The sequence below is a fragment of the Nannocystis sp. RBIL2 genome (assembly GCF_026626745.1).
GTDB lineage: Bacteria > Myxococcota_A > Polyangia > Nannocystales > Nannocystaceae > Nannocystis.
The window spans coordinates 216,575-242,425 of record NZ_JAPNJW010000001.1 but is presented as its reverse complement, the minus strand read 5'-3'; the positions used below and the strand labels follow the sequence as shown (position 1 = coordinate 242,425).

Annotated in this window: 15 protein-coding genes and 1 riboswitch; of the genes, 6 read left to right on the top strand and 9 right to left on the bottom strand. The window is 72.5% G+C overall.

The genetic code is table 11. The features are described from left to right. The first annotated feature begins 15 nt into the window (after positions 1–15). From OV090_RS00920 to OV090_RS00905, 4 genes are all read left to right on the top strand, one after another. Positions 16–909: a neutral zinc metallopeptidase gene (locus tag OV090_RS00920; RefSeq protein WP_267701536.1), complete on the top strand. Its 894-nt coding sequence runs from the start codon at positions 16–18 to the stop codon at positions 907–909. Between the two features lie 250 nt (positions 910–1,159). After that, positions 1,160–4,312, top strand: a complete 3,153-nt coding sequence (locus OV090_RS00915; protein ID WP_267701535.1) for a DUF2309 domain-containing protein — start codon at positions 1,160–1,162, stop codon at positions 4,310–4,312. Between the two features lie 24 nt (positions 4,313–4,336). Beyond that, complete coding sequence (locus OV090_RS00910; RefSeq protein ID WP_267701534.1) at positions 4,337–5,677, top strand: proton-conducting transporter membrane subunit; 1,341 nt, start codon at positions 4,337–4,339, stop codon at positions 5,675–5,677. Beyond that, positions 5,674–7,149 (top strand): proton-conducting transporter membrane subunit, encoded by a 1,476-nt coding sequence (locus OV090_RS00905; protein WP_267701533.1) that lies wholly within the window; start codon positions 5,674–5,676, stop codon positions 7,147–7,149. The genes OV090_RS00910 and OV090_RS00905 overlap by 4 nt, the downstream gene beginning before the upstream one ends. Positions 7,150–7,234: 85 nt before the next feature. Here OV090_RS00905 and OV090_RS00900 read toward each other — a convergent pair whose 3' ends face one another. From OV090_RS00900 to thiC, 4 genes are all read right to left on the bottom strand, one after another. Next, on the bottom strand, positions 7,235–10,096 hold the full coding sequence (locus tag OV090_RS00900; protein ID WP_267701532.1) for a hypothetical protein: 2,862 nt from the start codon (positions 10,094–10,096) through the stop codon (positions 7,235–7,237). A 459-nt stretch (positions 10,097–10,555) separates the two neighbouring features. Continuing rightward, positions 10,556–11,449, bottom strand: a complete 894-nt coding sequence (locus OV090_RS00895) for a hypothetical protein (RefSeq protein WP_267701531.1) — start codon at positions 11,447–11,449, stop codon at positions 10,556–10,558. A gap of 255 nt (positions 11,450–11,704) precedes the next feature. Continuing rightward, positions 11,705–14,119, bottom strand: a complete 2,415-nt coding sequence (locus OV090_RS00890) for a sulfatase-like hydrolase/transferase (protein ID WP_267701530.1) — start codon at positions 14,117–14,119, stop codon at positions 11,705–11,707. Then, a complete protein-coding gene (gene thiC, locus OV090_RS00885) occupies positions 14,116–15,858 on the bottom strand; it encodes a phosphomethylpyrimidine synthase ThiC (protein ID WP_346660346.1) in 1,743 nt (580 codons plus the stop codon). The genes OV090_RS00890 and thiC overlap by 4 nt, the downstream gene beginning before the upstream one ends. Continuing rightward, positions 15,848–15,940: riboswitch (TPP riboswitch) on the bottom strand. Its footprint overlaps the gene before it by 11 nt. 367 nt (positions 15,941–16,307) lie before the next feature. Here thiC and OV090_RS00880 point away from each other — a divergent pair. Continuing rightward, entirely contained in the window at positions 16,308–17,861 is a 1,554-nt protein-coding gene (locus OV090_RS00880) for a DUF4215 domain-containing protein (protein ID WP_267701529.1), read from the top strand. A 115-nt stretch (positions 17,862–17,976) separates the two neighbouring features. Here the strand turns inward: OV090_RS00880 and OV090_RS00875 are convergent, their stop codons facing one another. After that, a complete protein-coding gene (locus OV090_RS00875) occupies positions 17,977–19,812 on the bottom strand; it encodes an STAS domain-containing protein (protein ID WP_267701528.1) in 1,836 nt (611 codons plus the stop codon). Between the two features lie 90 nt (positions 19,813–19,902). Here OV090_RS00875 and OV090_RS00870 point away from each other — a divergent pair, with 90 nt between their 5' ends. Beyond that, on the top strand, positions 19,903–20,967 hold the full coding sequence (locus OV090_RS00870; RefSeq protein ID WP_267701527.1) for a saccharopine dehydrogenase NADP-binding domain-containing protein: 1,065 nt from the start codon (positions 19,903–19,905) through the stop codon (positions 20,965–20,967). An 80-nt stretch (positions 20,968–21,047) separates the two neighbouring features. Here OV090_RS00870 and OV090_RS00865 read toward each other — a convergent pair whose 3' ends face one another. From OV090_RS00865 to OV090_RS00850, 4 genes are all read right to left on the bottom strand, one after another. Continuing rightward, positions 21,048–21,566, bottom strand: coding sequence for a hypothetical protein (locus OV090_RS00865; protein ID WP_267701526.1), 519 nt, complete (start codon positions 21,564–21,566; stop codon positions 21,048–21,050). A gap of 212 nt (positions 21,567–21,778) precedes the next feature. Then, positions 21,779–22,549 carry a hypothetical protein gene (locus OV090_RS00860; RefSeq protein WP_267701525.1) on the bottom strand — a complete coding sequence of 257 codons (771 nt, stop codon included), beginning with the start codon at positions 22,547–22,549 and terminating at the stop codon, positions 21,779–21,781. A gap of 14 nt (positions 22,550–22,563) precedes the next feature. Further along, on the bottom strand, positions 22,564–23,301 hold the full coding sequence (locus OV090_RS00855; RefSeq protein WP_267701524.1) for a hypothetical protein: 738 nt from the start codon (positions 23,299–23,301) through the stop codon (positions 22,564–22,566). A gap of 190 nt (positions 23,302–23,491) precedes the next feature. Then, positions 23,492–25,549, bottom strand: a complete 2,058-nt coding sequence (locus tag OV090_RS00850; RefSeq protein ID WP_267701523.1) for a TonB-dependent receptor — start codon at positions 25,547–25,549, stop codon at positions 23,492–23,494. Positions 25,550–25,851 lie beyond the last annotated feature (302 nt).

The following is a 25,851-nucleotide window of genomic DNA, read 5'->3' as shown; positions in this document are numbered from 1 at the left end:
GATCACGCTCGAGGCATGCGCTTCGAGAAGGGCTACCGCAGCGACGACGTCATCGACCGCCGAGGCCAGCGGAGCTTCGGGGGCGGCGGGGGCGGCGGGGGCGCGATGCTCGGCCTCGTCGGCGTGCTGCTCCGCTCGCGCTTCGGCTGGATCGGCGTGATCCTCATGCTCGTGCTGTACGCGACGATGGGCCGCTGTGAGCAGCAGGGCTCGTACCTGGCGGGCCAGCAGGACGCGCCGGTCGCCGCCGACAAGGCCGACGACCTGTCGAGCTACGTCGCCTACGCGCTCGACGACGTGCAGGGCTCGTGGCTGGCCCGCTCGCCGATCGCGGTGTCCGGGGCCGGGCCGACGCCGTACCAAAAGGCCAAGCTGGTGCTGTTCACCGACCGCACGCCGACCGGCTGCGGCTACGGCGACGCCGCCTCGGGGCCGTTCTACTGCCCGGCCGATCAGCGCGTGTACATCGACCTCGGCTTCTACCGCGAGCTGCGCGACCGCCTCGGCGCCACCGGCGACTTCGCCCAGGCCTACGTGATCGCCCACGAGGTCGCCCACCACGTGCAGAACCTGCTCGGGCTGTCCGACAAGGTCCACGCCGCCTCGCCGCGCCAGCTGCAGGGCGCGGGCGGGCTGTCGGTGCGGCTCGAGCTGCAGGCCGACTGCCTCGCGGGGGTGTGGGCGCGCGACGCCGAGCTGCGCGGCAAGCTCGACCCCGGCGACATCGAGGAGGCGATGCGGGCGGCGGAGGCGATCGGCGACGACCGCCTGCAGAAGATGGCCCGCGGCACCGTGCAGCCGGAGTCGTTCAGCCACGGCACGTCGCAGCAGCGGGCCCGGTGGTTCGCCCGCGGCCACGACTCTCACGACCCGGCCAAGTGCGACACCTTCGGCGCCGCCGAGCTGTGAGTGGGAGGATGTGCCGGAGGACATGCTCCATCGGACATGTCCCGAGAGCCACGACTGAAACATGCGGCGCGAGCGGCGCGCGCCGCGTCGAATGTGACCGCAAGGCGAGCGCGAGGCGGGCATTCGTCCGCGGCGCTGCTGAGGCCGTCGCGGCCGGCTTTATGAACGCAGCTTAACCGGTGGTTCAGCGCGAGCCTCGAGACCAGCGTTCATGCTGGCCGGGCCGCGAGGTGCTCGCGCGCGGGTTCCCATGTCGACCGCAACGGCCCACCAGCTCTTCCACGACGCGCAGCCCGAGGTCGCAGCGGAGCCCGACATGCACGCGCGCGTGCGGGCGGCGCTGGAGCACGCCTCGCACTACCTGCCGGCCCAGGCGCCGCTCGAGGTGTTCGTCCACCACAACACGCTGCACGCGTTCCAGCACCTGCCGTTCCACGCGGCGATCCGCGAGGCGCAGAGCAAGCTGCGGGTGCGCGGGTACCTGACCAAAGAGACATACCGCGATCTGCTGGCGCGCGGACGGATCCGCGACGACGACCTCGACGCGGTGCTGGCCGACGAGCAGTTCTCGCCCGAGCCGATCGCGCCGGGCTTCCCGAGCCGCGACGTCGCGGCGGCGCTGGTGATCCGCCACGGCGTGGGCGCCGAGACGATCGCCCACCTGCGCTGGAACCTGGTCGAGAAGGACGCGGCCAACCGCTTCGACGGCGACATCCGCCAGGGGCCGCGCGACGCGATCGTCCGCAGCACGCGGGCCTGGCTCGAGCAGGAGGTGGCGGCCGCCGGCGGGCCCGCGGGGGCGCGCGAGGTGGCGGCCAAGGTCGTCAGCCCGACGCCCGGCGAGCGCGCGCTCGATCCGCTGCTCAAGCTCGGCGCGCTGCTCGGCCGCCGCGTCGACCCGCGCGACCTGCTGGCGGCGTTCGCCTGCAACCCGGAGCTGTTCTCGGTGCGCGCGCTGTGGACCGCGTGCGTCCGCGCGTGCGAGCACCTCGAGGGCCAGCCGTGCCCGCAGGCCACGCCGGCGGTGTTCCACCGCGACCTGCTGCTGCGCACCAGCGGCGAGGACCCGAACGAGATGGTCCACGCGCACCTGATCCCGCTGTGCGCGGCGTTCCTCGACCGCGGGCAGTCGTACTGGACGATGCCGGACCGCGAGCGCGGGTTCTTCCGCGCGTGGGCGAAGGTGCTGTCGTCGGGGCTCGGCGTGCGCCCGGCCTGGCTGGCGGGCCTCGGCGAGCGCCTGCGCGACTGGGACGCGCGCAAGCTCGGCGCCGAGGACGTGGTGATCGAACTGCTGGCCGAGCTCGGGATCGCGGACGACGAGCTCGACGCGTTCATCGAGCACACGCTGCTGCAGCTGCCGGGCTGGGCGGGGATGTTCCACCGCCTCGAGAGCGCGCCGGGACCGATCGGCCGTACGCGCGCGCAGGTCCACCTGATCGACTACCTGGCGGTGCGGCTGGTGCTCGACCTGTTCGCGTACTGCGACGTCGGGGCGCGCCTCGGCATCCGCGGCCAGGCCCGGGCGATCCGGGCGGCCTGCGCCGGGCTGCCGCAGGTCTCGGGGCCGCAGCAGCGCGGCCGCCACGACACCTCGTGGCCGCTGTTCCGCCTGTGTCAGCTCGCGGGGGTATCGGCGGCGACGATCTACGCGGCCAGCCGCGCCGACGTCGAGGCGGTGCTGGCGTTCCTCGACGAGCTCGACGAGCCGACGCGCCTGCGGGTGCTGCACGAGGCCTACGAGCGCCGCTACCGGGTCGAGCTGCTCGACGCGCTGGCGGCCAACCTGGCCGCGCCGCCGCCGGTGACGACGCGGCCGCGGCATCAGGTGGTGTTCTGCATCGACGACCGCTTCGAGTCGTCGCGCCGCCACCTCGAGGAGCTCGCGCCCGAGTGCGAGACGCTCGGCGCCGCGGGGTTCTTCGGCCTGGCGATCGCGTACCAGGGCATCGACGATCCGAGCACGTTCCCGCTGTGCCCGGTGGTGGTCCAGCCGCAGCACCGGATCGAGGAGCAGGCGCTGACGCGCCAGTTCAGCATCGCCGAGCTGCGCGCGAGCCGACGCCGTCAGCTCGGCGAGATCGAGACGGCGTGGGGCCGGATGTCGCGCTCGCTGCTGCTCGGATCGATCGTGACGGCCATCGCCGGGTTCTTCGCCGCGATCCCGCTGCTGGCCAACGTGTTCTCGCCGCGCGCGGCCGGGCGGGTGCGCAAGGCGATCGCGCGCTGGTGGCTGCCCGAGCCGATGACGCGGCTGACCGAGCTGCGCGCCGAGCAGGACGGCACCCGCACGGCGCAGGTGATGTCGGGCTTCACCCTCGACGAGATGGCGACCCGCGTGGCGGCGCTGCTCGAGAACATGGGCATCGTCCACCGCTTCGGGAAGCTGGTGGTGGTGCTCGGCCACGACTCGTCGAGCGTCAACAACCCGTACTTCCCGGCGTACTCGTGCGGCGCGTGCGGCGGGCGCTCGGGCGGGCCCAACGCGCGACTGTTCGCGCGCATGGCCAATCAAGCGGGGGTGCGCGAGCGCCTGGCGGCCCGCGGGATCGTCGTCCCGGAGGACACCGTGTTCGTCGGCGGGCTGTACGACACCGCCAACGACATGATCCGCCTCTACGACGCCGAGGACCTGCCCGACGCGGCGCTGCACGAGCTGCGGGTGCTGTCGCCGCAGCTCGAGGAGATGTGTCGGCGCAACGCGCAGGAGCGCTGCCGCCGGTTCGCGTCGGCGCCGCGTCGCTCGGCGCCCGAGCGGGCCCTGCGGCACGTCGAGGGCCGCGCGTTCGACCTGGCGCAGGCGCGGCCGGAGCTCGGCCACGCGACCAACGCGGCCTGCTTCGTCGGCCGGCGCGAGCTGACCGCGGGGCTGTTCCTCGACCGGCGGGCGTTCCTCGTCTCGTACGATCCGGGGCAAGATCCGACGGGCGCGATCCTCGAGCGGATCTTGCTCGCCGCCGGCCCGGTCGGCGCCGGCATCAACCTCGAGTACTTCTTCTCGACGGTCGACATGGAGCGCCTCGGCGCCGGCACCAAGCTGCCGCACAACGTCACCGGCCTGTTCGGGGTGATGAACGGGGCCAGCAGCGACCTGCGGACCGGGCTGCCCAAGCAGATGACGGAGATCCACGAGCCGGTGCGCCTGCACCTGGTGGTCGAGGCGTCGCCGGCGACGCTGCTGGCGATCGCCGGGCGCCAGCCGGCCGTCGCGGAGCTGGTGACCAACGAGTGGCTGCGGCTGGTCTCGGTCGACCCCGAGACCCGGGCGATCCAGACGTTCGACGCGCGCTTCGGCTTCCGCCCCTACACCCCGCTCAGCGCCGGGCTGCCGCGCGTGCGCAGCTCGAGCGACTGGTACGCCGGTCGCGATCAATTCCTGCCGCCGGCGCTGATCCGGCCCTGACCTTTCGGACATGGTCTTCGCGTCATGCTCGACTCGAACTCGCTCGCTCACGTGATCGCGCTGGCCCCGGCCGCGCCGGCGCTGGGGGCCGTCATCATCGCGCTGTTGCTGGCGGCCCGGCTGGCCAGCGAGCGCGTGGTGGCGACCGTGGCCCAGACCGCGATCGGCCTCGGCTTCCTCGGACTTTTGGTCGGCCTCGTCGGCTGGGCGGCGGGGCCCGCGGGGCCGCTCGAGCTCGGCTTCGGCTCGTGGTACTCGGGCGCGGGCTACGACTTCCGCATCGACCTGCTGATCGACGGCCGCTCGGCGGCGGTGTCGGCCCTGGTGTCGCTGCTGCTGGCGGCGACCAGTCAGTTCTCGATCGCGTACCTGCACCGCGAGCCCGGCTTCAACCGGTTCTTCCTGTTGATGCTGCTGTTCGGCGCCGGCATGCAGGCGCTGGTGCTGGCCGGCAACCTCGAGCTGCTGTTCGTCGGCTGGGAGATCGTCGGCATGACGTCGGTGCTGCTGGTCGGGTTCTTCCACGAGCGCCTGGGTCCGGTGAAGGCGGCGACCCGCGTGCTGGTGACGTACCGCCTGTGCGACATCGGGCTGCTCACCGCCGGGGTGTCGCTGCACCGCTGGCTGCACACGAGCGACTGGATGGCGGCGGAGCAGGCGGCGCTGACGAGCCCGTGGCCGTCGACGTTCGTCGGCCTGTCGCTGGTGTTCGCGGCGATGGGCAAGTCGGCCCAGTTCCCCCTGGGCGGCTGGCTGCCGCGGGCGATGGAGGGGCCGACGGCCTCGTCCGCGGTGTTCTACGGCAGCCTGTCGGTCCACGCCGGGGTGTACCTGCTGCTGCGCGCGGCGCCGCTGCTCGAGCACTCGCTGGCGGCGCAGACGATGATGATCGCGGTCGGGGCGATCACCGCGGTCATCTCGGCGATGAGCAGCCAGGCGAGCCCGGACGCCAAGTCGGCGCTGTCCTACGCGACGGCCAGCCAGGTCGGGCTGATGTTCGTCGAGATCGGGTTCGGGCTGTACACGCTGGCCACCATCCACCTCGTGGCCCACGCGGTGCTGCGCTACTACCAGTTCCTGCGCACGCCGTCGGCGCTGCAGGACGCGCTGGCCCGCCGCGCGGCGCTCGGCCGCACCGAGGCCGACGAGGGCGCGGTCCGCTGGGAGGCGCTCGGCCTGCGCACGCGCCGGTACGTGTACCGCATGGCGATCGAGCGCTTCGACGTCGAGATCGCGCTCGAGCGCTACGTGGTGCGTCCGGTGATGGCGCTGTCGCGTCGGCTCGATCGCCTGGAGTCGCAGCTGCTGGCGCTGCACGGCGAGTCGGAGCGGCGCGCCCGTGATTCGAAGGGAGGCCGGCGATGAGCGCGTGGGTGCAGTACTCGCTGATCTTCCTGTGGCTGACGCCGCTGCTGGCGGCCGCGGCGCTGCGCTGGGGCGTGCGGGGGGCGACCAAGCAGCGCGCGCTGGCGCTGGGCTTCGCGCTGCCGATCTTCCTGGTCGCGTGCGCGCTGTTCGTCCACGAGGGCACGCGCCACGCGTACAAGGAGGACCACCTCGAGCAGGGCCTGGGCTGGCTGCACAGCCACTTCGCGGTCGACGGCCTCAACGCGGTGCTGCTGCCGCTGACCGCCGGCCTGGTGCTCGTGGCGCTGCTGATGACGCCGCGGGCCGACATGCGCGCGGGGCTGGCGGCCAAGATCATGGTGGTCGAGGGGGCGCTGATGGGCAGCTTCCTCGCGCTCGACGCCGGGGTGCTGTCGAGCTTCGTGGTGCTGTCGCTGCTGCCGCTGTGGTTCGACGCCAAACACCGCGGGTCGCGGCCGCTGCAGGTGATCATGAAGTCGCTGGTGGTGGCGACGGGGCTGGCGCTGGCGGTGGCGATGATCGGGCTGGCGTTCGAGGCGTCGGCGGCGGGGGTGCAAAACCCGCTCGACCTGGTCGAGCTGACGAAGAGCCCCTACACGCCGTCGCCGTGGATCGGGACGCTGGTGCTGGCGGTGGCGCTGCTGCGCATGGGCATCGTGCCGCTGCACCTGTGGTTCCCGGCGACGGCGCAGCACAGCACGCCGCACCTGGCCCTCGTGACATGTCTGACGCCGCTCGGGTCGTTCATGCTGGCCCGCCTGGCGCTGGCGATCTTCCCGCGCGTGCTCGGGCCGGCGGCGCCGCTGCTGATGGCGGTGGGGGTGTTCACTGCGCTGTACGGGGCGTTTCTGGCGGTCGGGCAGTTCGACCTGCGCCGGATCGTGGCGTGGTTCTGGGTCAGCCAGTCGGGCCTGGTGCTGGCGGGCTTCGCCGGGCTCGACGACGCGAGCGTGTCGGGCGCGCTGCTGCAGGCGATGTCGACGGTGGTCGAGTGCGGCGGGCTGATGCTGCTGACGCTGGCGGTCGAGGTGCGCGCGAACACGACGGACCTGCGCAAGCTCGGCGGGCTGGCTCACAACGCGCCGCGCATGGCGACCGCGTACCTGATCCTGGCGGCGGCGGCGGTCGGCTTCCCGGGCACGATCTCGTTCGTGGCCGAGGACCTGGTCGGGCAGGGGCTGCTGCGCGAGCACCCGTTCGTGGTGGGGCTCCTGTTCATCGTCACCGCGGTCAACGGGATCACGCTGTGGCGGGCGTTCAAGCGCACGTTCCTCGGGCCGCCGTCGCCCCACGCGGACGACCTGCGCGGGTTCGAAGACCTGCGCCGCTGGGAGTCGTACGCGATCTGGGGGATGATAGGGACGCTGCTGCTCGGCGGGTTCCTGCCGGAGCCGCTGCTGGCGGTCCGCCGCGGGGTGGTCGACGCGATCGGCCGCGTCGAGGCGGCGGCGAGCGTCGAGCGGCACTGAGGTCCGGGCGTCTGTCCGGGCGGTGGTCGCGCGATCGTGCTGATCTTTGGAACATGCCTTTCAGGGCATGTTCATAGGGGCATGTTTAAAGGGGCATGTCCATGTGGACATGTCGGCCGGGGCGCGTGGGCGCGTCAGGGTCGGCGCGCCCAGCCGCGAGGTCGGCGATGAAGGCCTCGATCTCGGCCTCGCAGGCGATCTGCGGCGAGCGGGCCGGGTCGAACGGCGGCAGCTCCGGGAGCGGCAGGCCGAGCTGCTCGAGCAGGCGGGTGCACTGGCGCAGCCCGTCGAAGCTGGCGAACGGCGGGCCGTCGCCCCAGGCGAAGCGGTAGGCGGCGAGCGCCAGCGGCCGGGCGAGGTCGGGCTCGCCGAGGGCGAGGTGGGCCTCGGCGAGGAGCCGATCGGGCGCTTCATCGCCAGCGGCGGCGAGGGCCCGGCGGGCTTCCACAGGTCGATCGAGGTGCGCGAGGCAAGTCGCGAGCTCGGCGGAGAAGCGGGCGACGCTCGAACCCATGCGACGGGCGAGCTGCAGCGCCTCGCACAGGTGGGTCTCGGCCGCGGCCCAGGCACCGGCATCGGCGGCGACGCGGGCCTCGAGGGCGTGCAGCTCGGCAATTTCGAACAAGCGCGGCGTCCGCTCGCTCTCGCGCCACGCAGCCGCGAGCCACGGCGCGGGATCCTCGCCGCGGTAGATGGCGAGAGCGGCGCGGTCGTGGGCGAGGGAGAGGCGGTCGTGAGCGCCGAGCTCGCTCTCGGCGATCGCGGCGACGTGCGCCTCGGCCTCGTCCCACCGGCCGAACTCGATCGCCATCCGGGCGCGGTGGCGCAGCAGGAGGGCCTGCTTGCCGCCGGCGGCGACGGCGAGGCGGTGGGCGAGGATGAAGGTCCGCAGCGCCGCGTGGTTGTGGTTGTCGGCCTCGATCGACAGGGCCCAGTTGACGAGGCTGATCACCAGGCCGCTCGCGTCGCGTTGCTGGAGGTCGAGGCGGATGCCGAGCTCGCGCAAGGCCGCGGCGTCGTCGTCGCGGCCGACTATAGCGAGGGCGTTCGCCAGGCTGGTGAGCGCCCTGGCTTGATCCGCGGGATCGGAGAGGCGCGGGAGCTGGCGCAGGCCGGCGGGGAACAGCGGGGTCAGGAGCTCGACGATCGTCGTGCACGCGGAGAGGCGGTCGAAGAGCGGGCCAGACAGGCGGTCCCCATACAGTTGGTAGGCGGCGTAGAAGTCGCCGGCGCCGACGAGCGCGCTGTAGATCTCGATGGTGCGCTGGAGGTCGGCGACGCTGCGGACGGGAGCCGCGGGCTCGGGCGGGAGCTGCTCGAAGTGGTCGCGGATCGCCACGAACGCGGCGGTGCGCTCGGCGTCCGCGAGGCACTCGAAGGCGTAGGCGCGGACGACCGGGTGGAGGTCGTGGCGGTTGCTGCCGCGATCCCACAGCAGGAAGCCGCGGGCCTCGAGCAGGCACAGGTCGGCGTGGATGCGGGCGTAGTGGGCGAGGACTTCGGGCAGGCGGGCGTAGGGGCGCGCGAGGGCGCGGTAGACGTCCCAGGCGTCGCGGCGGGCGCGGAGCTTGTCGTGGCGGTCCTGCAGATGAGTGCGGGTGCTCGGATAGTAGTTGTCGTCGGCGAGGAGCCGCTCGAGCTGGCGCAGCGGCGCGAGGGGCTGCCGGGGCGGGCGGCGCAGGCCGAGCGGGGGCGGATCGGCCAGCGCGAGCACGGTGTCGATGCCGACCGGCGAGCGCAGCGCGGCGATCCGCGACAGCAGTCGCGCGGCGCGGGCCGGCAAGTGCTCGAAGGTGGTGCCGAGGATGTGTGTGCGCAGGGTTGCAGGCTCGCTGTCGCCGTGGCCGGTGAAGGTCGAGGGTCTGGCGTAGTCGTAGGCGCAGCCGGCGATCAGGCGCCACAGCAGGCTGGAGTGGCCGAGCTTGGCCATCGCCTGCGTGGTCGGTGCGACCCACCAGGCTTCGGGGTCGAGCCCGACCGCGCGCAGGAGCTCGGGGATGTCGGCGGGGTCGAGGCCCTGCGCGGCGGACAGCTCGACGCCGGGCACCAGGGCGTCGCCGTCGCGCAGGTCGCTGGGGAAGATCCGCGAGGTCGCGAGCAGCCGCGACGGGCTCGCCTGCACGAGCGCCCGCAGGAACCGGCCGTCTCGTGGATCCGTGCACGCGTGCAGGTCGAGGGCGGCGTCGGCGAGCTCGTCCGGCAGGCGCGCGGCGTCAAGTCGGTGATAGGCGACCAGAGCACGCTCGAGGCCGTCGAGCACGAGCAGGAACGGGCGCGCTCGCAGGGCCGCGAGCACCTGGCGCTCGAGCTCGGGTCGATCGGCGCGCATCGCCTGCGCGGGCGCGACGCCGGCGGCGTAGACCGCGAGGTGACGGATCATGAGGTCGAAGGTGGCGCCGCCCTCGTAGAAGCTCCACCACATGCAGCCGGCCCACGGGGCGTCGGGGAGCCGCCGCTGCAGCCAGGCCCACGCGAGGGCGCTCTTGCCGATGCCGCCGAGGGCCGCGAGCACCCGCGCAGGCTGGCCGTGCGCGAGCCAGGCGTCGAGCTCGGCGAGGTCGGCGGCGCGGCCGGTGAAGATGCGCGGCTGGAAGTAGGGGTGGACGAGATAGGGGGCGGGGAGGGCCGGCGGGGCGGGCAGGGTCTCGCTCGCGGGAGCTTCGGTGTCGGCTAGCTCGTCGTCTTCGTCGTCTTCGTCGTCGTCTGCGGCATCGAGCTCGTCATCGTCGGTGTGGTCGTCGTCTTCGTCTTCGTCGTCAGCGTCTTCTTCGCCCTCCTCGGTGTCCTCCTCGTCGTCCCCTTCGGCGGGCAGCGCGAGCAGGCGCAGCTCGGCGTAGGCGGCGGGGCCGACGTTTGCGTCGTCGGGGAGGCGCAGGTCGGCGGGGCCGGGTTCGGCGCCGACGCGGATGACCAACACGTCTTCGTCATGCGATGTCTCTTCGGACATGTCCACAGGGATATGTCCGGATCGCCATGCTGCGTCGAAGACGGCAGACCGCGCAGCTTCGGGGGCGTGGATGACGACGACGCGACGTCGGGGCTGCATCGCCATGCATGATCGTCGATGCACTCGCGCCATGGAAGTCCCGCGGACGCATCGCAACACGCCGTAGAGCGCTCGGATGGGCCGCGCATGCATGAGCGTCCTGGGCGTCGAGACGGCCTCCACGGGGCTCGTCGCGGGTCGGGCGGCCACGGGTCGAAGCAGGCCGCAGAAGTCGCTCTAGCGGGTTGGGGAGCCGTCACAGCGCCGATTTTTATTGGTCGTCGATTTACTCGCGGCATGGGTGTTCCGCAGGACGCATAGCGACACGCCGAAGAGCGCTCAGACGGCTGCGCGTGCATGAGCGTCCTGGGCGTCGAGACGGCTTCCACGGGGCTCGTCCGGGTCGGGCGAGCCAGCCGTTCACGGCAGGGCGCAGACGCCGACGTTCTCGAGCCCGGACGGAGCTTCGCCGGGCTCGTAGTAGGGCCGGCACTGCTGACCCACGCCGGGGCAGGCAGGAGCGCTCAGGTCGCAGTACGGGGAGCAGCAGCCCGGGCCTTCGCCACCCAGCACGCACTCCGTGGCCACGTCACCGTCGGCGCAGCTCAAGCCGGGGGCGCAGCGCCAGTCGCCGCCGCAGCCCTCGAACAGCTGGTTGCCGGGCAAGCCGTCGACCTTCAGGCACACGAAGTCGACGCCGGCGTACTGGCAGCTGTCGCCGGCGGGGCAGTCCTGAAGCAGCGGATCGCAGTGCGGCACGCACAGCGGCATCTGGTGGTAGCCGAAGCACTCCTCGTCGGCGCCGCAGATCGGCTGGTGGTCGCTGCCCTGGCAGATCACCGCGCAGGTGCCGGTGCCGGTCTGCGGATCGATGTCGTCGCAGAACAGGCCGAGGTCGCAGGTGTCGGGGCCGAAGTGTCCCTGAACGAGCCGCTGGCACGATTCGCCGGCCTGGTCCGGATCGGGGACGATGGCCGAGCAGGTGATGTTGTCGAAGTCGAGCGGCGGTGGGCCCTCGGCGGTGCACTTGAAGCCGCTGGGGCAGTCCTGCGCGTAGACGTCGCAGGCGGGCGGCGGCTCGGGCGGGACGATGAACACTGCCTCGGTGGCGCTGTCGCAGGTGGTGCAGGTCTCGCTGGCAAGGCCGGTGGTGTCGCTGCCGCCGGTCGAGGTGTCCGAGGTGGCGGTCGAGGTCATGGCCGGCGGGCCGGACTCCGAGTCGCCGGAGTGGCCGCTGGTGAGGATCGGGTCGAGGATCCCGAGGTCGCAGCCGGCGAGGACGAGGACGAGGGTTGATAGCGTTGAAAGGCGCATGTGCAGAGGTCGCGCGGGCCCCGGGCGATGGCTCATTTTTTTTCGCGCGGGGCGGTGACGAGGCGGCCGCCCGGCGTGAAGGCGACGCAGGCAGGTCGCCCAGCTGCGTGCGCCGGTCGCGTCGGCGCGGGAGCCACGAAAATGTCGGGCGCACGAGCTCGCTCGCGGCCCGGCCGCGCGAGAGCTCTTTCGCACATGTCTCGAGGATCATGTGCGATGGGACATGCCTCCAAGGGCATGTCCCTTCGAGCAGGCTCACTCGCCGGGCGCGGCGGCGTTGCGCTCGCGGAGGCGGCGGCCGCGGCTGGAGCGGTCGAGCTCGACGTGGGGGGCGGCGTGGTAGTACTGCATCAGCTCGCCGACGCGGCGGGGCGCCGACTCGGCGAGGTTGTTGCGCTCGCCGAAGTCGCCGCTGAGGTCGTACAGCTCGGTGAGGTTGTCGCCCGGACGCACGAGCAGCTTGTAGGGCCAGGCGATGACGCCGTACTGGTCGCTCTCGTTGAGGATCAGCGGGCGGCCGCGCGGGCGCAGCTCGTCGGGGCTGCCGGGGACGAGGTGCGGCAGGAGGCTGCGGCCGTCGAGGCCGGCGAGCGGCTCGGCGCCGGCGAGGTCGAGGAGGGTGGGGGTGACGTCGAGGACCGAGACGGGGTCGGTGGCGAGGCCGCCGGGGGTGCCGGGGATCCGGATCACCAGCGGGACGTGGATCAGCGGGTTGTAGAGGACGCGGCCGTGGTTGTCCGGCAGGCGCGGATCTTCGCCGAGGCCCTCGCCGTGATCGCTGACGATGACGACGAGGGTCTTGTCCCACAGCTGGCGCCGGACGAGCTCGTCGACGAGGGCGCCGACCTGCTCGTCGACGAGGCGCAGCATGGCGCGGTACTTCTCGCGCCGGCCGAGCCGCGGGTTCGGGTTGGCGAGCACGCGCCGCAGGCTGCGGTCGCCGCCGTCGACTTCGTCGTGCTCGTGGACGTCGAAGTAGTGCAGCCACAGGTAGAACGGGGACGCGGCGCCCTGGTCGGCGGCCTGCTGGCGCTGGTCGAGGAAGGCGAGGCCGAGGCCGGTGGTCCGCGCGGAGGTGCTGTAGGAGCCGATGTCGCGCTGGCCGGCGTCGTTGACCAGGCGGTCGTGGCTGTGAAGGCCGCGGGTCAGGAGGGTCTTGCCGGCGTAGCGCAGCACCTCGCTGGGGATGACGCCGTGGGCGACGCGGCCGGCGTCGTGCAGGGCCTCGGCGAGGGTCTTGTCGACCTGGGTGAACGGGTCGATGCGGCCGGTGAGGATGCCCGAGAGCGACAGGTCGGTGCCGGCCGACGGCGCGAACGCGCGGGTGAACACGGTCGACTCGGCGAACAGCTGGAACAGCCGCGGGTACTCGGCGCGGTTCTCGGGGCTGTCCGCGAGGACATCCGCGCGCAGGGCGTCGATGCTGAGCAGGACGAGGTTCATCGGCGCGGTGCGGCGCAGGAACTCGCGCACCTCGGGCTCGTCGCGCCACTGGCCCTGCTTGCGCGCGGCGACCTCGTCGGCCTGGGCCAGCGCGGCCGCCAGGTCCTCGCGGGCGACGTAGCCGTCGCAGTCCTCGTCGACGTCGTTGCCGATGATCTCGCGCGCCTCGGGGTGGACCTGCGGGTCGGTGTCGTCGCAGTCGGCGCCGCCGAGCGCGGGCGAGTGGCCGTCGCCGTCGCCGTCGACGAGGCCGCGGACGACCCGCGCGAGCAGGCGGGTGTGCATGCCCTGGGTGGCGACGACGAAGCGGGTGTCGGGGTCGCGCAGGCCGAGCTGGACGCAGGCGACGAGGTTGGCGACCACGGCCATGACTGCGCTGATGAGGCCCGCCAGCGCGAGCGCGCGGCCCTGGGCGACCGGGGCGCGGCGCTCGACCTGGTCGTAGCGCCAGGGGCGGGTGAAGCCGAGCCACAGCGACAGGCCGGCGGCCCCGCAGGCGCCGATGACCAGCATGGTGTGGAGGTCGGGGTACTCGCTGCGCAAGAAGGTGCGGTTGACGTACTCGCAGGCGACGGCGCCGAGGCCCAGAGCGAAGGCGATCACGCGCCGGCGGCGGATGAACAGCGGCAGCGCGGCGCCCTTCGGCGGGGCCCGGCCGACGGTGTCGGGCCGCGGGTACTGCAGCCATCTGCCACCTGGCCAAAAGGCCAGAGTGAGGCCGGCCCAGCCGAGCAGCGGGACCCACACGAACGCAGTGCTCGCGCCGGGCAAGGTGCTGGCGAAGGCGCCGTCGAACAGGTGGCGCGCGACGGGGATCAGCACCGGCAGGCAGCAGGCCGCCCGCACCGCGGCGGTCACCAGCGGGCGCGAGCGCAGGCGGGCGACCAGCCACTCGGCGAGCGCGAGGACGCAGCCGATGGCGGCCCCGAGCGCGAGGATCAGCGACCAAGCGGCCCAGATGGCGCCAAGGTCGGCGCTGCCGCCGAGCGCGCGGTGCTCGATCGGGGCGATGGCGACGGCGCCGAGCAGACCGACGGCGAGGCCCGCGATCACGCCGCGCGACGGCTGGACGCGCGGACGTCGGGCCCGCAGGCCGCTGCGCACCTCGGGCAGGTCGCGCACGGTGGCGCGCAGGGCCTCGTCGCCGGTGGCGGGCGGCGCGGCCGCTGGCGACGGGATGTCCTCGTCGCCGTCAGGCAGGGGCGTGATGCGATCGTCGTCGCTCAATCCGCGCCCTGGGTGGTGGCCTGGCCGGGCAGCAGGTCCTCACGCACGCGGACGTACAGGTCGCCGCCGCCGGCGCGGAACTCCTCGGCCTTCTCGCGCATGCCCTCGGCGATCGCGGCCTCGTCGAGACCTGTCCCCGAGGACACGTCAGCGGCCTCGCTGAGGTCGCGCAGGTCCTGGGTCAGCTTCATCGAGCAGAAGTGCGGGCCGCACATCGAGCAGAAGTGGGCGTCCTTGGCCGGCTCGGCCGGCAAGGTCTCGTCGTGGAAGCTCTGCGCGGTCTCGGGGTCGAGCGAGAGGTGGAACTGGTCGCGCCAGCGGAACTCGAAGCGGGCCTTGCTGAGCGCGTCGTCGCGGGCCTGGGCGCCGGGGTGGCCCTTGGCCAGGTCGGCGGCGTGGGCGGCGATCTTGTAGGCGATGACGCCGGCCTTGACGTCGTCGCGGTCGGGCAGGCCGAGGTGCTCCTTCGGGGTGACGTAGCAGAGCATCGCCGTGCCGTACCAGCCGATCATCGCCGCGCCGATCGCCGAGGTGATGTGGTCGTAGCCGGGCGCGATGTCGGTGGTCAGCGGGCCGAGCGTGTAGAACGGCGCCTCGTGGCACAGGCGCAGCTGCTCGTCCATGTTCTCCTTGATCTTGTTCATCGGCACGTGGCCGGGCCCCTCGATCATGACCTGGACGTCGTGGCGCCACGCGATCTCGGTCAGCTCGCCGAGGGTCTTCAGCTCGCCGAACTGGGCCGCGTCGTTGGCGTCGGCGATGCACCCGGGGCGCAGGCCGTCGCCGAGCGAGAAGCTGATGTCGTACTTCTTCAGCAGCTCGCAGATCCGCTCGAACTCGGTGTAGAGGAAGTTCTCCTTGTGGTGGTGGAGGCACCACTTGGCCATGATCGAGCCGCCGCGCGAGACGATGCCGGTGACGCGCCGCGCCGTCAGCGGGACGTAGCGCAGCAGCACGCCGGCGTGGATCGTGAAGTAGTCGACGCCCTGCTCGGCCTGCTCCTGCAGCGTCTCCATGAAGATGTCGATGTTCAGGTCCTCGGCCTTGCCCTTGACCTTCTCGAGCGCCTGATAGATCGGCACCGTGCCGATCGGGACCGGCGCGTTGCGCAGGATCCACTCCCGCGTCTCCTTGATCTGCTTGCCGGTCGACAGGTCCATCACGGTGTCGGCGCCCCAGCGCGTCGACCACTGCAGCTTCTCGACCTCGTCCTCGATCTTGCTCGACACGGCGCTGTTGCCGATGTTGGCGTTGATCTTGACCAGGAAATTGCGGCCGATGATCATCGGCTCGAGCTCGGGGTGCTTGATGTTGGCGGGGATGATGGCCCGCCCGCGCGCGACCTCGCTGCGCACGAACTCGGGGTCGACCTGCTCGCGGATGGCGACGAACCGCATCTCCTCGGTGACGACGCCCTGGCGGGCGTAGTGCATCTGGGTGTGGTTGCCGTCGCTCTTGGCGAGGCGAGCCGCGATCCAGTCCTTGCGCCGCGGGGGCAACCCGTCTCTCGGGTCATGTCCTTGAGGACCGGTGGTGTCGTAGACGACCACGTCCGGGTTGCCGCCGGTCTGCTGGATGCTGCGGAACGGGACCTTGAGTTCGCCGACCTCGATCTTGTTCGAGCTCGGGAAGCTGGTGTGGAGGGGAGGGACGGGACGCAGCGGGTGTACGTCGGGGCCCGCGATGGGCAATCCTGCGCGCCGCGCAGAGCTGTCGGATGTGTCGTCTTGACGGTCCATTCGCACTTTCCTCCGCCGGAATTATCCGGATCAGGTTCGAGGGGTATGTTCTCAGGCCGTATGGCCACCCCCAGGCGAGAGACGGGGACGATACGGCAGTTGGCGGCGGCCGGCACGTGATCTGCGCGAGAAAAAGCCCGTGCGCTAGTGTTTCTGCGCAACGAACGGCAAGGCCGAGGTCTGTAGACCCCGGTTTCGGCGCGGCTCGCCCCAGAGGGCACAAAATCGCGCAGAACGCCGTTTATTGTGCGTTTCGTCCGCTCATGGTCCGCCCGCGAGGGGTTGGATCACAGCCTCGGGGATCGGAGCATTTCCCGTTGCAATTCGGCACTCCGCCCGCGCGTCTCCCCCCGTTCGCGCCGGCCCTGAGCGACGCGACGCGAACGCCTCGTCCGGCTCGTACGCCGGTCGGGGCTCGCGCCACCGAACTCGTACCACGCAGGACCCCTATGCATCCCCACAAGCCCGCTCTCATCCCCTTCTGCGCGACCGCCGTGGCCCTCGCCCTCATCGGGTGCGGCACCGCCGACGCGCCGGGTCAGGACACCGACGGCGACCCGTCGACGTCGACCGGCGCGACCACCGACGCGCCGACCGGCACGAGCGGCGTGACCGAAGGCGGGCCGGCCTCCTGCGGCGACGGCGTGCAGGACGCCGGCGAGGAGTGCGACGACGGCGCGGACAACGGGGCCGATCGCCCCTGCACCCCGAAGTGCACCAAGGTGGCCTGCGGCGACGGCTTCCAGGGCCCGGGCGAGGGCTGCGACGACGGCAACTCGCTCGACGGCGACTCGTGTACGAGCGCGTGCCAGGCCCCCGGCTGCGGCGACGGGGTGGTCAGCGTCGGCGAAGAGTGCGACGACATGAACACCGACAACAGCGACGGCTGCCTCAACAGCTGTCAGCTGGCCAGCTGCGGGGACGGCTACGTCTACAGCGGCACCGAGCCGTGCGACGACGGCGACGACGACAACGGCGACGGCTGCCTCGACACCTGCGAGGTCGCCAAGTGCGGCGACGGCTTCCTCCACGACGGCGTCGAGGTGTGCGACGACGGCGACAGCGACAACGGCAACGAGTGCCTCAACAACTGCCAGGTGGCCCGCTGCGGCGACGGCTTCGTGCAGGAGGGCGCCGAGGCCTGCGACGACGGCAACGAGATCGACAACGACCTGTGCAAAAACGACTGCAGCGCGCCGGCCAGCTGCGTCGACGGCGAGCAGAACGGCGGCGAGAGCGACGTCGACTGCGGCGGGCTGCACTGCTTCGGCTGCCTCGACGAGCAGGTCTGCGACAAGAACGCCGACTGCATGTCGAGCTACTGTCACGAGGGCCTGTGCGTCACGCCCCGCCACTGCCGCGACCTCCGCGACCTCGGCCTCGAGACGGAGGACGGGGTGTACGGCATCGACCCCGACGGCTCTGACGGGCCGCTGCCGCCGGCGCAGGTGTTCTGCGAGATGACGTTCAACGGCGGCGGCTGGCAGGCGGTGTACAACATGATGGACAAGCCGATCGGCGAGGCCGCGGCCCAGGCGATGCTCGACAGCCTGATCGTCAACGGCCCGGCCGGCCCGGTGCTGCCCGACTCGAACAGCCCGGCGGTGCTCACGGAGGGCCTGGTGCTGGCCGACTTCACCGAGGTGGTGTTCGGCTGGGCGCCGACCAGCGGCAGCGACGTGGCCCGCTACGGCCGCCTCGAGTCACCGACCGGCCTGGCCGGGGTGTGCTACCTCGACGGCTACTGCGGCGCGGGGATCGAGGTCGGCGACTTCGACATCGTGCCCACCGGCAACACCCGCACGCTCCGCACCGGCGACGACGACGACTTCCCCCACGTCGGCCTCGGCTACGACGAGCAGATCATGGTGTGGGGCTACGACCGCCAGGCGTCGATCTTCAGCAACTGGGCCAACTGGAACGACCAGAACATGTGCTGCAAGGCCGGCAACGTCGAGGCGATCGAGGTGCCGGGCTGGCGCTACACGATCTACGTGCGCTGAGCCGACTGAACTTCGGGGCATGTGCCTTCGGACATGCCCGAAAGCGCATGCCCGAAAGCGCATGGCCTGGGAAGCATGTCCGAGGGGACAGCCTCCGAGCGGCGATCGCCCGCGCTCAGGAGCGGGGGTTGACGAGCGCGCTGGCGAGGGCGTCGCCGAGGCCGTCGATGTGCTCGCCGGCCAGGGCGTCGGCCAGGGTCGCCGGGGCGGCGGAGAAGATGACGCTGGCGCCGCGGGCGACCAGGGCGCGGGCGGCCTCGTGGACGACCGTGGCGGTGCCGGGGTCGATGCCGGTGATGCCGGTGAAGTCGAGGATCAGGGTCCGCGGGCCGCGAGGGACCTCGGCGACGACCTCGAGCAGCTGCTGCGCGCGGGCGTCGTCGAGGGCGCCGGTCACCGGGATGACTGCGAGCTCGTCGACGATCGCCAGCACGGGCACGGCGCGGCGGGCGAGCAGGGCGCCCTGGCGCTCGAGCAGGACGTCGCGGCCCTCGAGGCGCTGGCGCTCGGAGCGGGCGTCCTCGGAGGTGTCGAGGAGGACGCCGACGGCGTTGCCGGCGGCGCCGACCAGCGGGGCGGCGAACACGGCCAGGGCGGGCTCGCCGACGAGGTCGCGCCGCAGCTCGACGCCGGCGCTGAGGGAATCGGCGAGGGCGCAGGCGACGGGGAGGTGGGCGCCGCCGGTCAGGCCCAGCGCCGTCCAGCGCGAGTTGCCGCGCAGGGCCTCGCCGGTGCCGACCACGGCGGCGACGGGCAGGGCCTCGAGGTCGGTCGGCTCACCCGTGGGCGCGGCCGCGGCGGCGTCGGCGAGCAGGGCGCGGCCGGCCAGGCTGACCGCGGCGGGGCCGGCCAGGGCGACGTACAGGCGGCGCAGGGCGGTCGGCAGCGGGCGCGGCGAGGACCAGCCGAGCTCGACCAGGGCGACCTCCCGGCCGCCCCAGGCCAGCGGCAGCAGCAGCGTGGCGCCGTGGGACGAGCCGTCGGGGCCCGTGGGCTCGGCCAGCCGCGGCGTGGGCGCGCCGGGCTCGATCTCCGTCGGGGTGTCCGAATGGACCTGTTCGAACAGCCATGGCTCATTGGGCCTGGCGAAGAGGCCAGCCAGGTCGGCGAGCGGGCGGGTGGCCGGCTCGCCGCCGGCGCGCAGCACCAGGCGCGTCGGGTCGGCCGGGTCGCGCAGCCACAGCGCGGCGGTCGAGGCGTCGATCGCCTGGGCGGGCTCGGCGAGGGCGGCCAGCGTCTCCTCGAGCGTCGCGGCCTCGGCCAGCGCGAGCGCGGCGACGTACATGGTGTTGGCCTCGTCGATGGCGCGCTGGTGGTCGCGCAGGGCGTCGCGGGCGACCAGCAGCGAGGCGACGGCGGCGCCGAGCATGTCGTAGACGAGGCGCTCGCGCGGGCTCGGGATGTGGACGATCCTCCACGACAGCACCAGGACGCCGGGCCAGCGCGCTTCGGAGCCGCCGGTGGTGAGCGGCAGGACGACGAGGGCCTGGGCGCTGCGCTCGCTCGGGTGCGCCGCCGGGCGCGGGTCGGCCGAGAGGTCGTGCAGCACCAGCGCCTGCCGCGGCGCCGCCAGCCAGCGCGCCAGCACCGGGTGATCGGCGAGCGCGAACGGCCGGCCGAGCAGCGGGTCGGTGGCGGGGCAGATGCCGGCCTGCCACACGCTCGACAGCTCGGCGTGGGTCGGCACGCTGGCGTCGGTCTGGGCCGGGCGCGGGCCGCTCCGGTCGATGAAGCGCGGGTCGTGCGAGCCGAGGTCGCCCGGGTCGTCGCGCAGGGTGTAGAAGCGGATCAGCGACGGGCCGTAGCTGCTCACCGCGGAGGCCACCGCGCGCAGGACGGCGTCGTCGGTGTCGGCCTCGACGAGGGCGAGGAGGGCCCGGGCGAAGGTCGTGGCCAGTTCCACGCCCTGGGGGCCGTGGAAACCTGCTTCGGCGCGCGGGTCTGGGATCATGAGAGCCGCTAGAGACGATGAGCCGAGCGGCCGCCGAGTACAAGCGCTTTCTGTGGCGGGGACCCTCGCACCCGCGCTATAGCGCCGGGCATGCGCGAATGGGTGCTGTACGGCGCGAACGGCTATACTGGCGAGCTCATCGCCCGTCAGGCGGTCTCCGAGGGTCTACGCCCGATTTTGGCGGGCCGCGACGCGACGGCGATCGGGCGCCTCGCTGGCGAACTCGGGCTCGAAGCGCGGGTGTTCGGGCTCGACGACCCGGCCGCGCTGACCCGCGGGATCGCGGGCGCCGCCCTGGTGCTCCACGCCGCCGGCCCGTTCTCGCGGACCAGCGCGCCGATGGTCGCGGCCTGTCTCGAAAGCAAAATTCATTATCTCGACATCACCGGCGAGATCCCGGTGTTCGAGGCCTGTCGGGCGCAAGGTGCCAGCGCGCGCGAGCGCGGCGTGGTCCTGATGCCCGGCGTCGGCTTCGACGTGGTGCCGTCGGACTGCCTGGCCAAATCCCTGGCGGAGGCGCTGCCGGGGGCGACGCGGCTCGAGCTGGCGATCTTCGCGCTCGGCGAACTCAGCCGTGGCACCACCAAAACGATGATCGAGCACCTCGGCGAGGGCGGCGCGGTGCGCGAGCACGGGCGCCTGGTGCCGATCCCGGCCGGCTCGCGCACTCGCACCGTCCGCCTCGGCGGGCGCGAGCGTTTGGTGGTGGCGGTGCCGTGGGGCGATCTGGCGACCGCCCACGCGTCGACCGGGATCGAGAACATCACCACCTGGATGAGCTTCCCGAAGGCGCAGGTCCGCGGGATGCGGCTGCTCGGCCTGCTGGGGCCGCTCCTGCGCCGCAAGGCCGTGATCAGGGCCTTGCAGGGGCTGGTCGACCGCCGGGTCACCGGGCCGAACGAACAGGTCCGCGAGTCCGGGTCGAGCGAGATCTGGGGCCGCGTCGAGGCGCCCGACGGCCGCGCGATCGAGGGCCGCGTGCGCGCGCCCGAGGGCTACAAGTTCACGGTGATCGCGTCGCTGGCGATCGTCCGCCGCATGCTCGCGGCGCCCCCGGCGGCCGGCTACCAGACGCCGGCGACCGCGTTCGGCGGCGACTTCGTGGCCACGCTGCCGGGCTGCTCGCTCACGGTGCCCGACACGGCTGGCGCTTAGGGCATGCGCGAAAGGGCATGTGCTCTCGGGCATGGCCCGGAGGACATGCCCGAACGGGCATGTCCGAGCGGCGCGGCGGCTCACTCGCCCTGGTGCAGCGGGAACTCGCAGTCGTCGCAGGGCTCGACGAGCTCGTAGGTGTACTCGCGGACCACCGTGCAGCCCTCGCCGGCCCAGGCGCAGCTGCCGTCGTCGCGCCAGTCGGCGGTGAGTCGGCTGCGCACCGTCTCGCCGTCGACGGTCTCGACCTCGACCCGCTCGTTCTGCATGCATCCGCCGCCTTGCACCTCGGAGGCGTACTCGCCGGCCTCCGGGTCGAACTTCACCTGCATGAAGCGGTAGCCGGCGAGGGCCACGCACGCCTCGCAGGTCTCGGAGATTCCGAGGAAATCGACGTGGGGCACCTTGATCCACTCGGGCGTGACGTGGACGACCTCCTCGCCGGTGTAGTCGTCGTCGAGCTTCGGGTGGCAGTCGTTCTCGAGGGTGACTGCAGTCATGCGGTAGATGCCGCTCGGCGGGAGGGCCTCGCTCTCGGGGCCGCAACCGGGTGCCACGAGAAGGAGCGCCGCGAACGCGAGGACGGGGCGGGTGAACATGGCGGCGAGCCTAGCGCGGCGATCGGGGTCATGCACGTCGCGGGGGCGCCGTCGGGTCGCCGGACGCGAGTCGCCGGCCTGAAGCCCGTCGCGCGAGCAGACCGCGACGTTCCGCTGGCACGACGAGACTGCCCGCCGCATGCGCGATCACGGCTGGGGTGTGACGGCGAGAGTCGGAGCGGGCAACGACGCAGCGGCCCTCGCCCGTGGTGTCAGTCGGTGCGGGCGGCCGTGCAGTGGCCCTCGCCGTTGATGTGGCCGAGGGTGGTGGTGAGCTGCTCGACGAACGACCACAGGTCGGTGATGTTCGTCAGGTCGCCGACCTGGTAGCGCTCCTGAGTGGTGATGTCGACGGCGCGCAGGTCGTCCACGGTGAGCTCGCCGTCGCCGTCGTCGCTGGCGGCGATCAGGTCGAACGCGACCTTCGGGTTCTCCGCGAACAGGTCGTCGTAGAACAGGTGATCGGCGTGGATCGTGAGCTGCACGTCGGTGGCGCCGGCGAGCTCGCAGCTGCTGTAGATCGTGCGGGTGGAGAAGCCCCAGATGAAGGTGAGCGCCTCGCCGCCGCGGGTGGCGGTGCCCTGGACGTAGATCGAGTGGCCGCCGTCCTTCATCAGCGCGACGTCCTCCTCGGTGGCGTTGCCGGCGACCGCGCCGCTGCTCGGGCCGACGACGTAGGTGACCAGCGGGTTCTCGGCGGCGATCGTGCCCTCGAGGATCGGGAAGCCGGCGCCGTCGCTCGCCTGGGCGAGGTCGAAGATCCGGTACGGCTCGTCGTCTTCGCCGAGCATTTGAGTGTCGACCTCGATGCCGCCGACGCTGATCAAGAACTTGTCGAAGGTGACGGACCAGTTGTCGGAGAAGATCGCGGCGGGGATGCCCTCCTCGATGAACTTCTCGCCGTAGATGGAGGCCTCGTAGGTGCGCTCGGTGGCGCCCGTGCAGGCGCAGGCGAGCAGGAGCGGGAACAGGACGGTTCGCATGGCGGTTCTCCGGATCACAGAGGAGCGACAGTGTAGAACACGTGAGACTGTAATGCGCGCCGGACGAGGTTGTGCGCGGGGTCGCCGGGGCCGATGCTCACCGGGGTGCCGTCGCCCGCATCGAGGGCGGCAAAGTCGACGCCGTCGAACAGCGCGGCGCCGCTGGTGTCGTCGCGGAGCCGCAGCTGCAAGCCGAGGGCGTCGCTGCTGCCCTCGTCGATGTCGAGGTCGAACGGGGCGCCGATGACCGCGGCGCCGACGTCGAGGTCGAGGATCGCAGCGAAGGGGAGGTCCTGGCCGTCCTTGCTGGCGGTGCCGGCGAAATGCGCGGTGTGCCCGGCGAGCGGGTCGTCGGCCTGCAGCTCGTCGGCGCGGCGGAAGGCGATGTTGCAGCCGTGGTAGTTGCCGGTGAGCAGCTCGGCGCGCCCGAGCTCGTCGCCGTCGCCGGCGATCCAGTCGAGCACGAAGTTGCCCGGCAAGGCGCCGGTGACGTCGCCACCGGCGTAGTGGCCGGGGTGGGCGACTGCCGACGGGACGAGCAGATCCCACAGCCGCGCGAGGGCGTGCATCTCGCCCTGAATCGTGAATTCGAGGTCTCCGGTGGCGATCCGCGCGGTGTCGAGGTGGATGGTCCAGCCGAGGTCGGTGGTCGCGTCGACGAGGCCGCTGCCGTCGACGACGACCGGGAGCTCGACGCGCACTGCCTCCTGGCTGGGGGCGCAGGCGAGCACGAGACAGGTCGCAAAGGACATGGCGGAGAGGACAGGTCGGATCGACGGGGTGGCTGCGGCGCTCGGTCGCTTCATGGCAGTCACGGCGCAAGAGCGACCGCTGCCCGAGGCCGATCGCGGCGCTCGATCTGCACGGAGGCGCGCAGCGTCGGCATGTGTGATGGGACAGGTCGGAGAGGACAGGGCGGAGAGGACAGGTTTAATCATGACGTCACAGCCACAGGGTGGCGCCGATCCGGGCGGTCAGCGGCGGGCCCGCGAGGAAGTGCAGGGTGGGGATCGTGCTGCGCGGCTCGCTGCGATCCCACCACGAGGCGAAGTGGTACTCGCCCTCTTTCCAGTGGGCGTTGGTGACGTTGTCGATCTGCAGGTCGAGCTGCAGCGGACCGACGCGGTAGCCGAGGCTGAGGTCGAGGAGGGCGTAGGCGGAGGTGCGGGCGCCGTGCGGGAGGGCGCGGCTGCCGACGACGAGGAAGCGAGCGCCGGCGCGGAAGCCCGAGGGGTGGACGAGGGTGAGGCCGGTCGCCGACATGAACGGCGGCGCGAGCGGGACGGGGGCGCCGGAGTCGACGAAGCGCGCCTGCACGAGGCTCACGTCCTGGCGCAGCTGCAACCATCGCCGCGGCCACACCGCGAGGTCGAAGTCGACGCCGAGCCGGCGCGTGCGGTTGAGCTCGATGTTGACTGCGGACACGTGATCGAAGACGAGCTCGCGATCGATCCACGTGCCGAACAGCGACAGGCCGGCGCTGACGAGCTCGCGGTGCTGGAACCGCGTGCCGACCTCGACGCTGTCGGAGGCGACGATCCGCGCCGGGCCGCCGCGATAGCGATCCAGGGCGGTGTCCTCGGGGACCGCGGCGCCGCCGAGCACGGCGCGGGCCTCGGGCGCCCGCAAGCCGCGGCCGTAGGCGAGGAAGAGGGTGGCGAACGGGGCCAGGCGCACGCTGGCGTTGATCCGCGGCGAGGGCAGGGCGAGGACCTTGCGCGCGCGCCGGTCGAGGTCGATGCGGTCGCGGACGTTGTAGGCGACGAGGTCGAGTCGCGCGCCGGCCTCGAGGACGAAGCGATCGACGGGCCGCCAGCGCAGGCCGGCGCGCGCGTGGGCCTGGTGCTGGCCGGCGCCGAGGTCCCAGTTGCGGCTGACGACCTCGTGACGGACGTCGACACGGACGTCGTGCTGGCGAAGGACGTCGCCCTGCCAGGCGCCGCCGGCCAGCAGCTCAAGGGTGCGGTGGAGCGGGCGCCGGTAGTCGAGCTGATAGCCGAGGCTGGCGAAGCGATGCCGCTGGTTGCGACGATCGCCGGCGAGCGGATCGAGGAGGTAGCCGGTGAAGTCCTCGACGAGGTCGAGGGCGCGCAGCTGGCCGTGCAGCCGCTGCTCGAGCTTGCCGGCGCCGAGATCGAGCTGATGGCGCAGGGCGGTGAAGAGGCGGTTGGATCGGCCGCCGCCGTCGTCGCGGTAGACGCCGGCGAAGTCGACGCGACCGGCGGCGACGTCGTCGGCGCGCACTGCCCCGGGGGCGTCGAACTTGGCCGCGTAGACGCCGGCGGTCAGGTCGAGGGCGCCGTGGGTCTTGCTGTCGAGCAGGCGGATCTGGCCGAGGAAGGTGGCTCGCTGGGCGGCGCGGGCGGCGGCGAAGCCCTTGTCGGTCATGGCCTCGACGGCGAAGAATGTCTCTTTGGCCATGTTCTTCGGGGCATGCACGAAGACGCCGCGGTGACGCAGGGTGCTGCCGAACTCGTAGCCGATCCGGCTGCCGCGGGCGTCGGGCTCGACGCCGAGGTCGAAGCGGATCGTGCCGGCGTTGGCGAAGTTGCCCTGGTCGAGCAAGAACGGGCCCTTGTTGGCGGTGACGCGGCGGACGACCTCGGGGATGACGAAGCCGAGGTCGACGTAGCCCTGGCCGTGGATGTTGGACAGCTCGTTGACGGCGACGCCGGCGACCTTGACCTCGATGTCGGCGCCGTGGGCCGCGTCGAAGCCGCGCATGAACATCTGCTGGCCCTTGCCCTCGGCGCCGTGCTGGATCAGGAGGACGCCGGGGACGAGCCGCAGGAGGTCGTCGGCGCTGCGCCGGCGCGGGCTGGCGGCGATCTCGGCCGGTCCGACGGTCCGCTGCGAGGCCGTCCGCGGGCTGCGATCGCTGACGACGACGGTGGCGTATCGCCTGTCCTTGGGGACATCATGCGCCGCCGCGCCCGCAGGGGCCGCCAGGACGGCGAGGAGCGCAAAGGCGCGCAGCAGGGGCTCGCTCGGTCGGCGCACGCGTCGGGCCAGGATACGCGAGGCGCCTGGCGGCGGATCGAGGCGAAGGCAGAGGCGGCCGACCCGGGCGCTCGCCGGCGCGCGGGCCGATGGTGCGCGTGTGAGGGCGACGCAGGCGAGCGGTGGGGCTCGAGTTTCTGCGGCGACGGACGTGCATGTGCACGCGCGGACAGGCGCGGTCACGGTTCGTCGCGGTTGCAGGTGCACGACCCGGGACGCCGCCTGGGAGATGCGGGTGCATCGCTACGAGGTTTCGAGCGAGGCCGCACTTGCGAGGTGGCCCGCGCTCACGCGATCGCAGA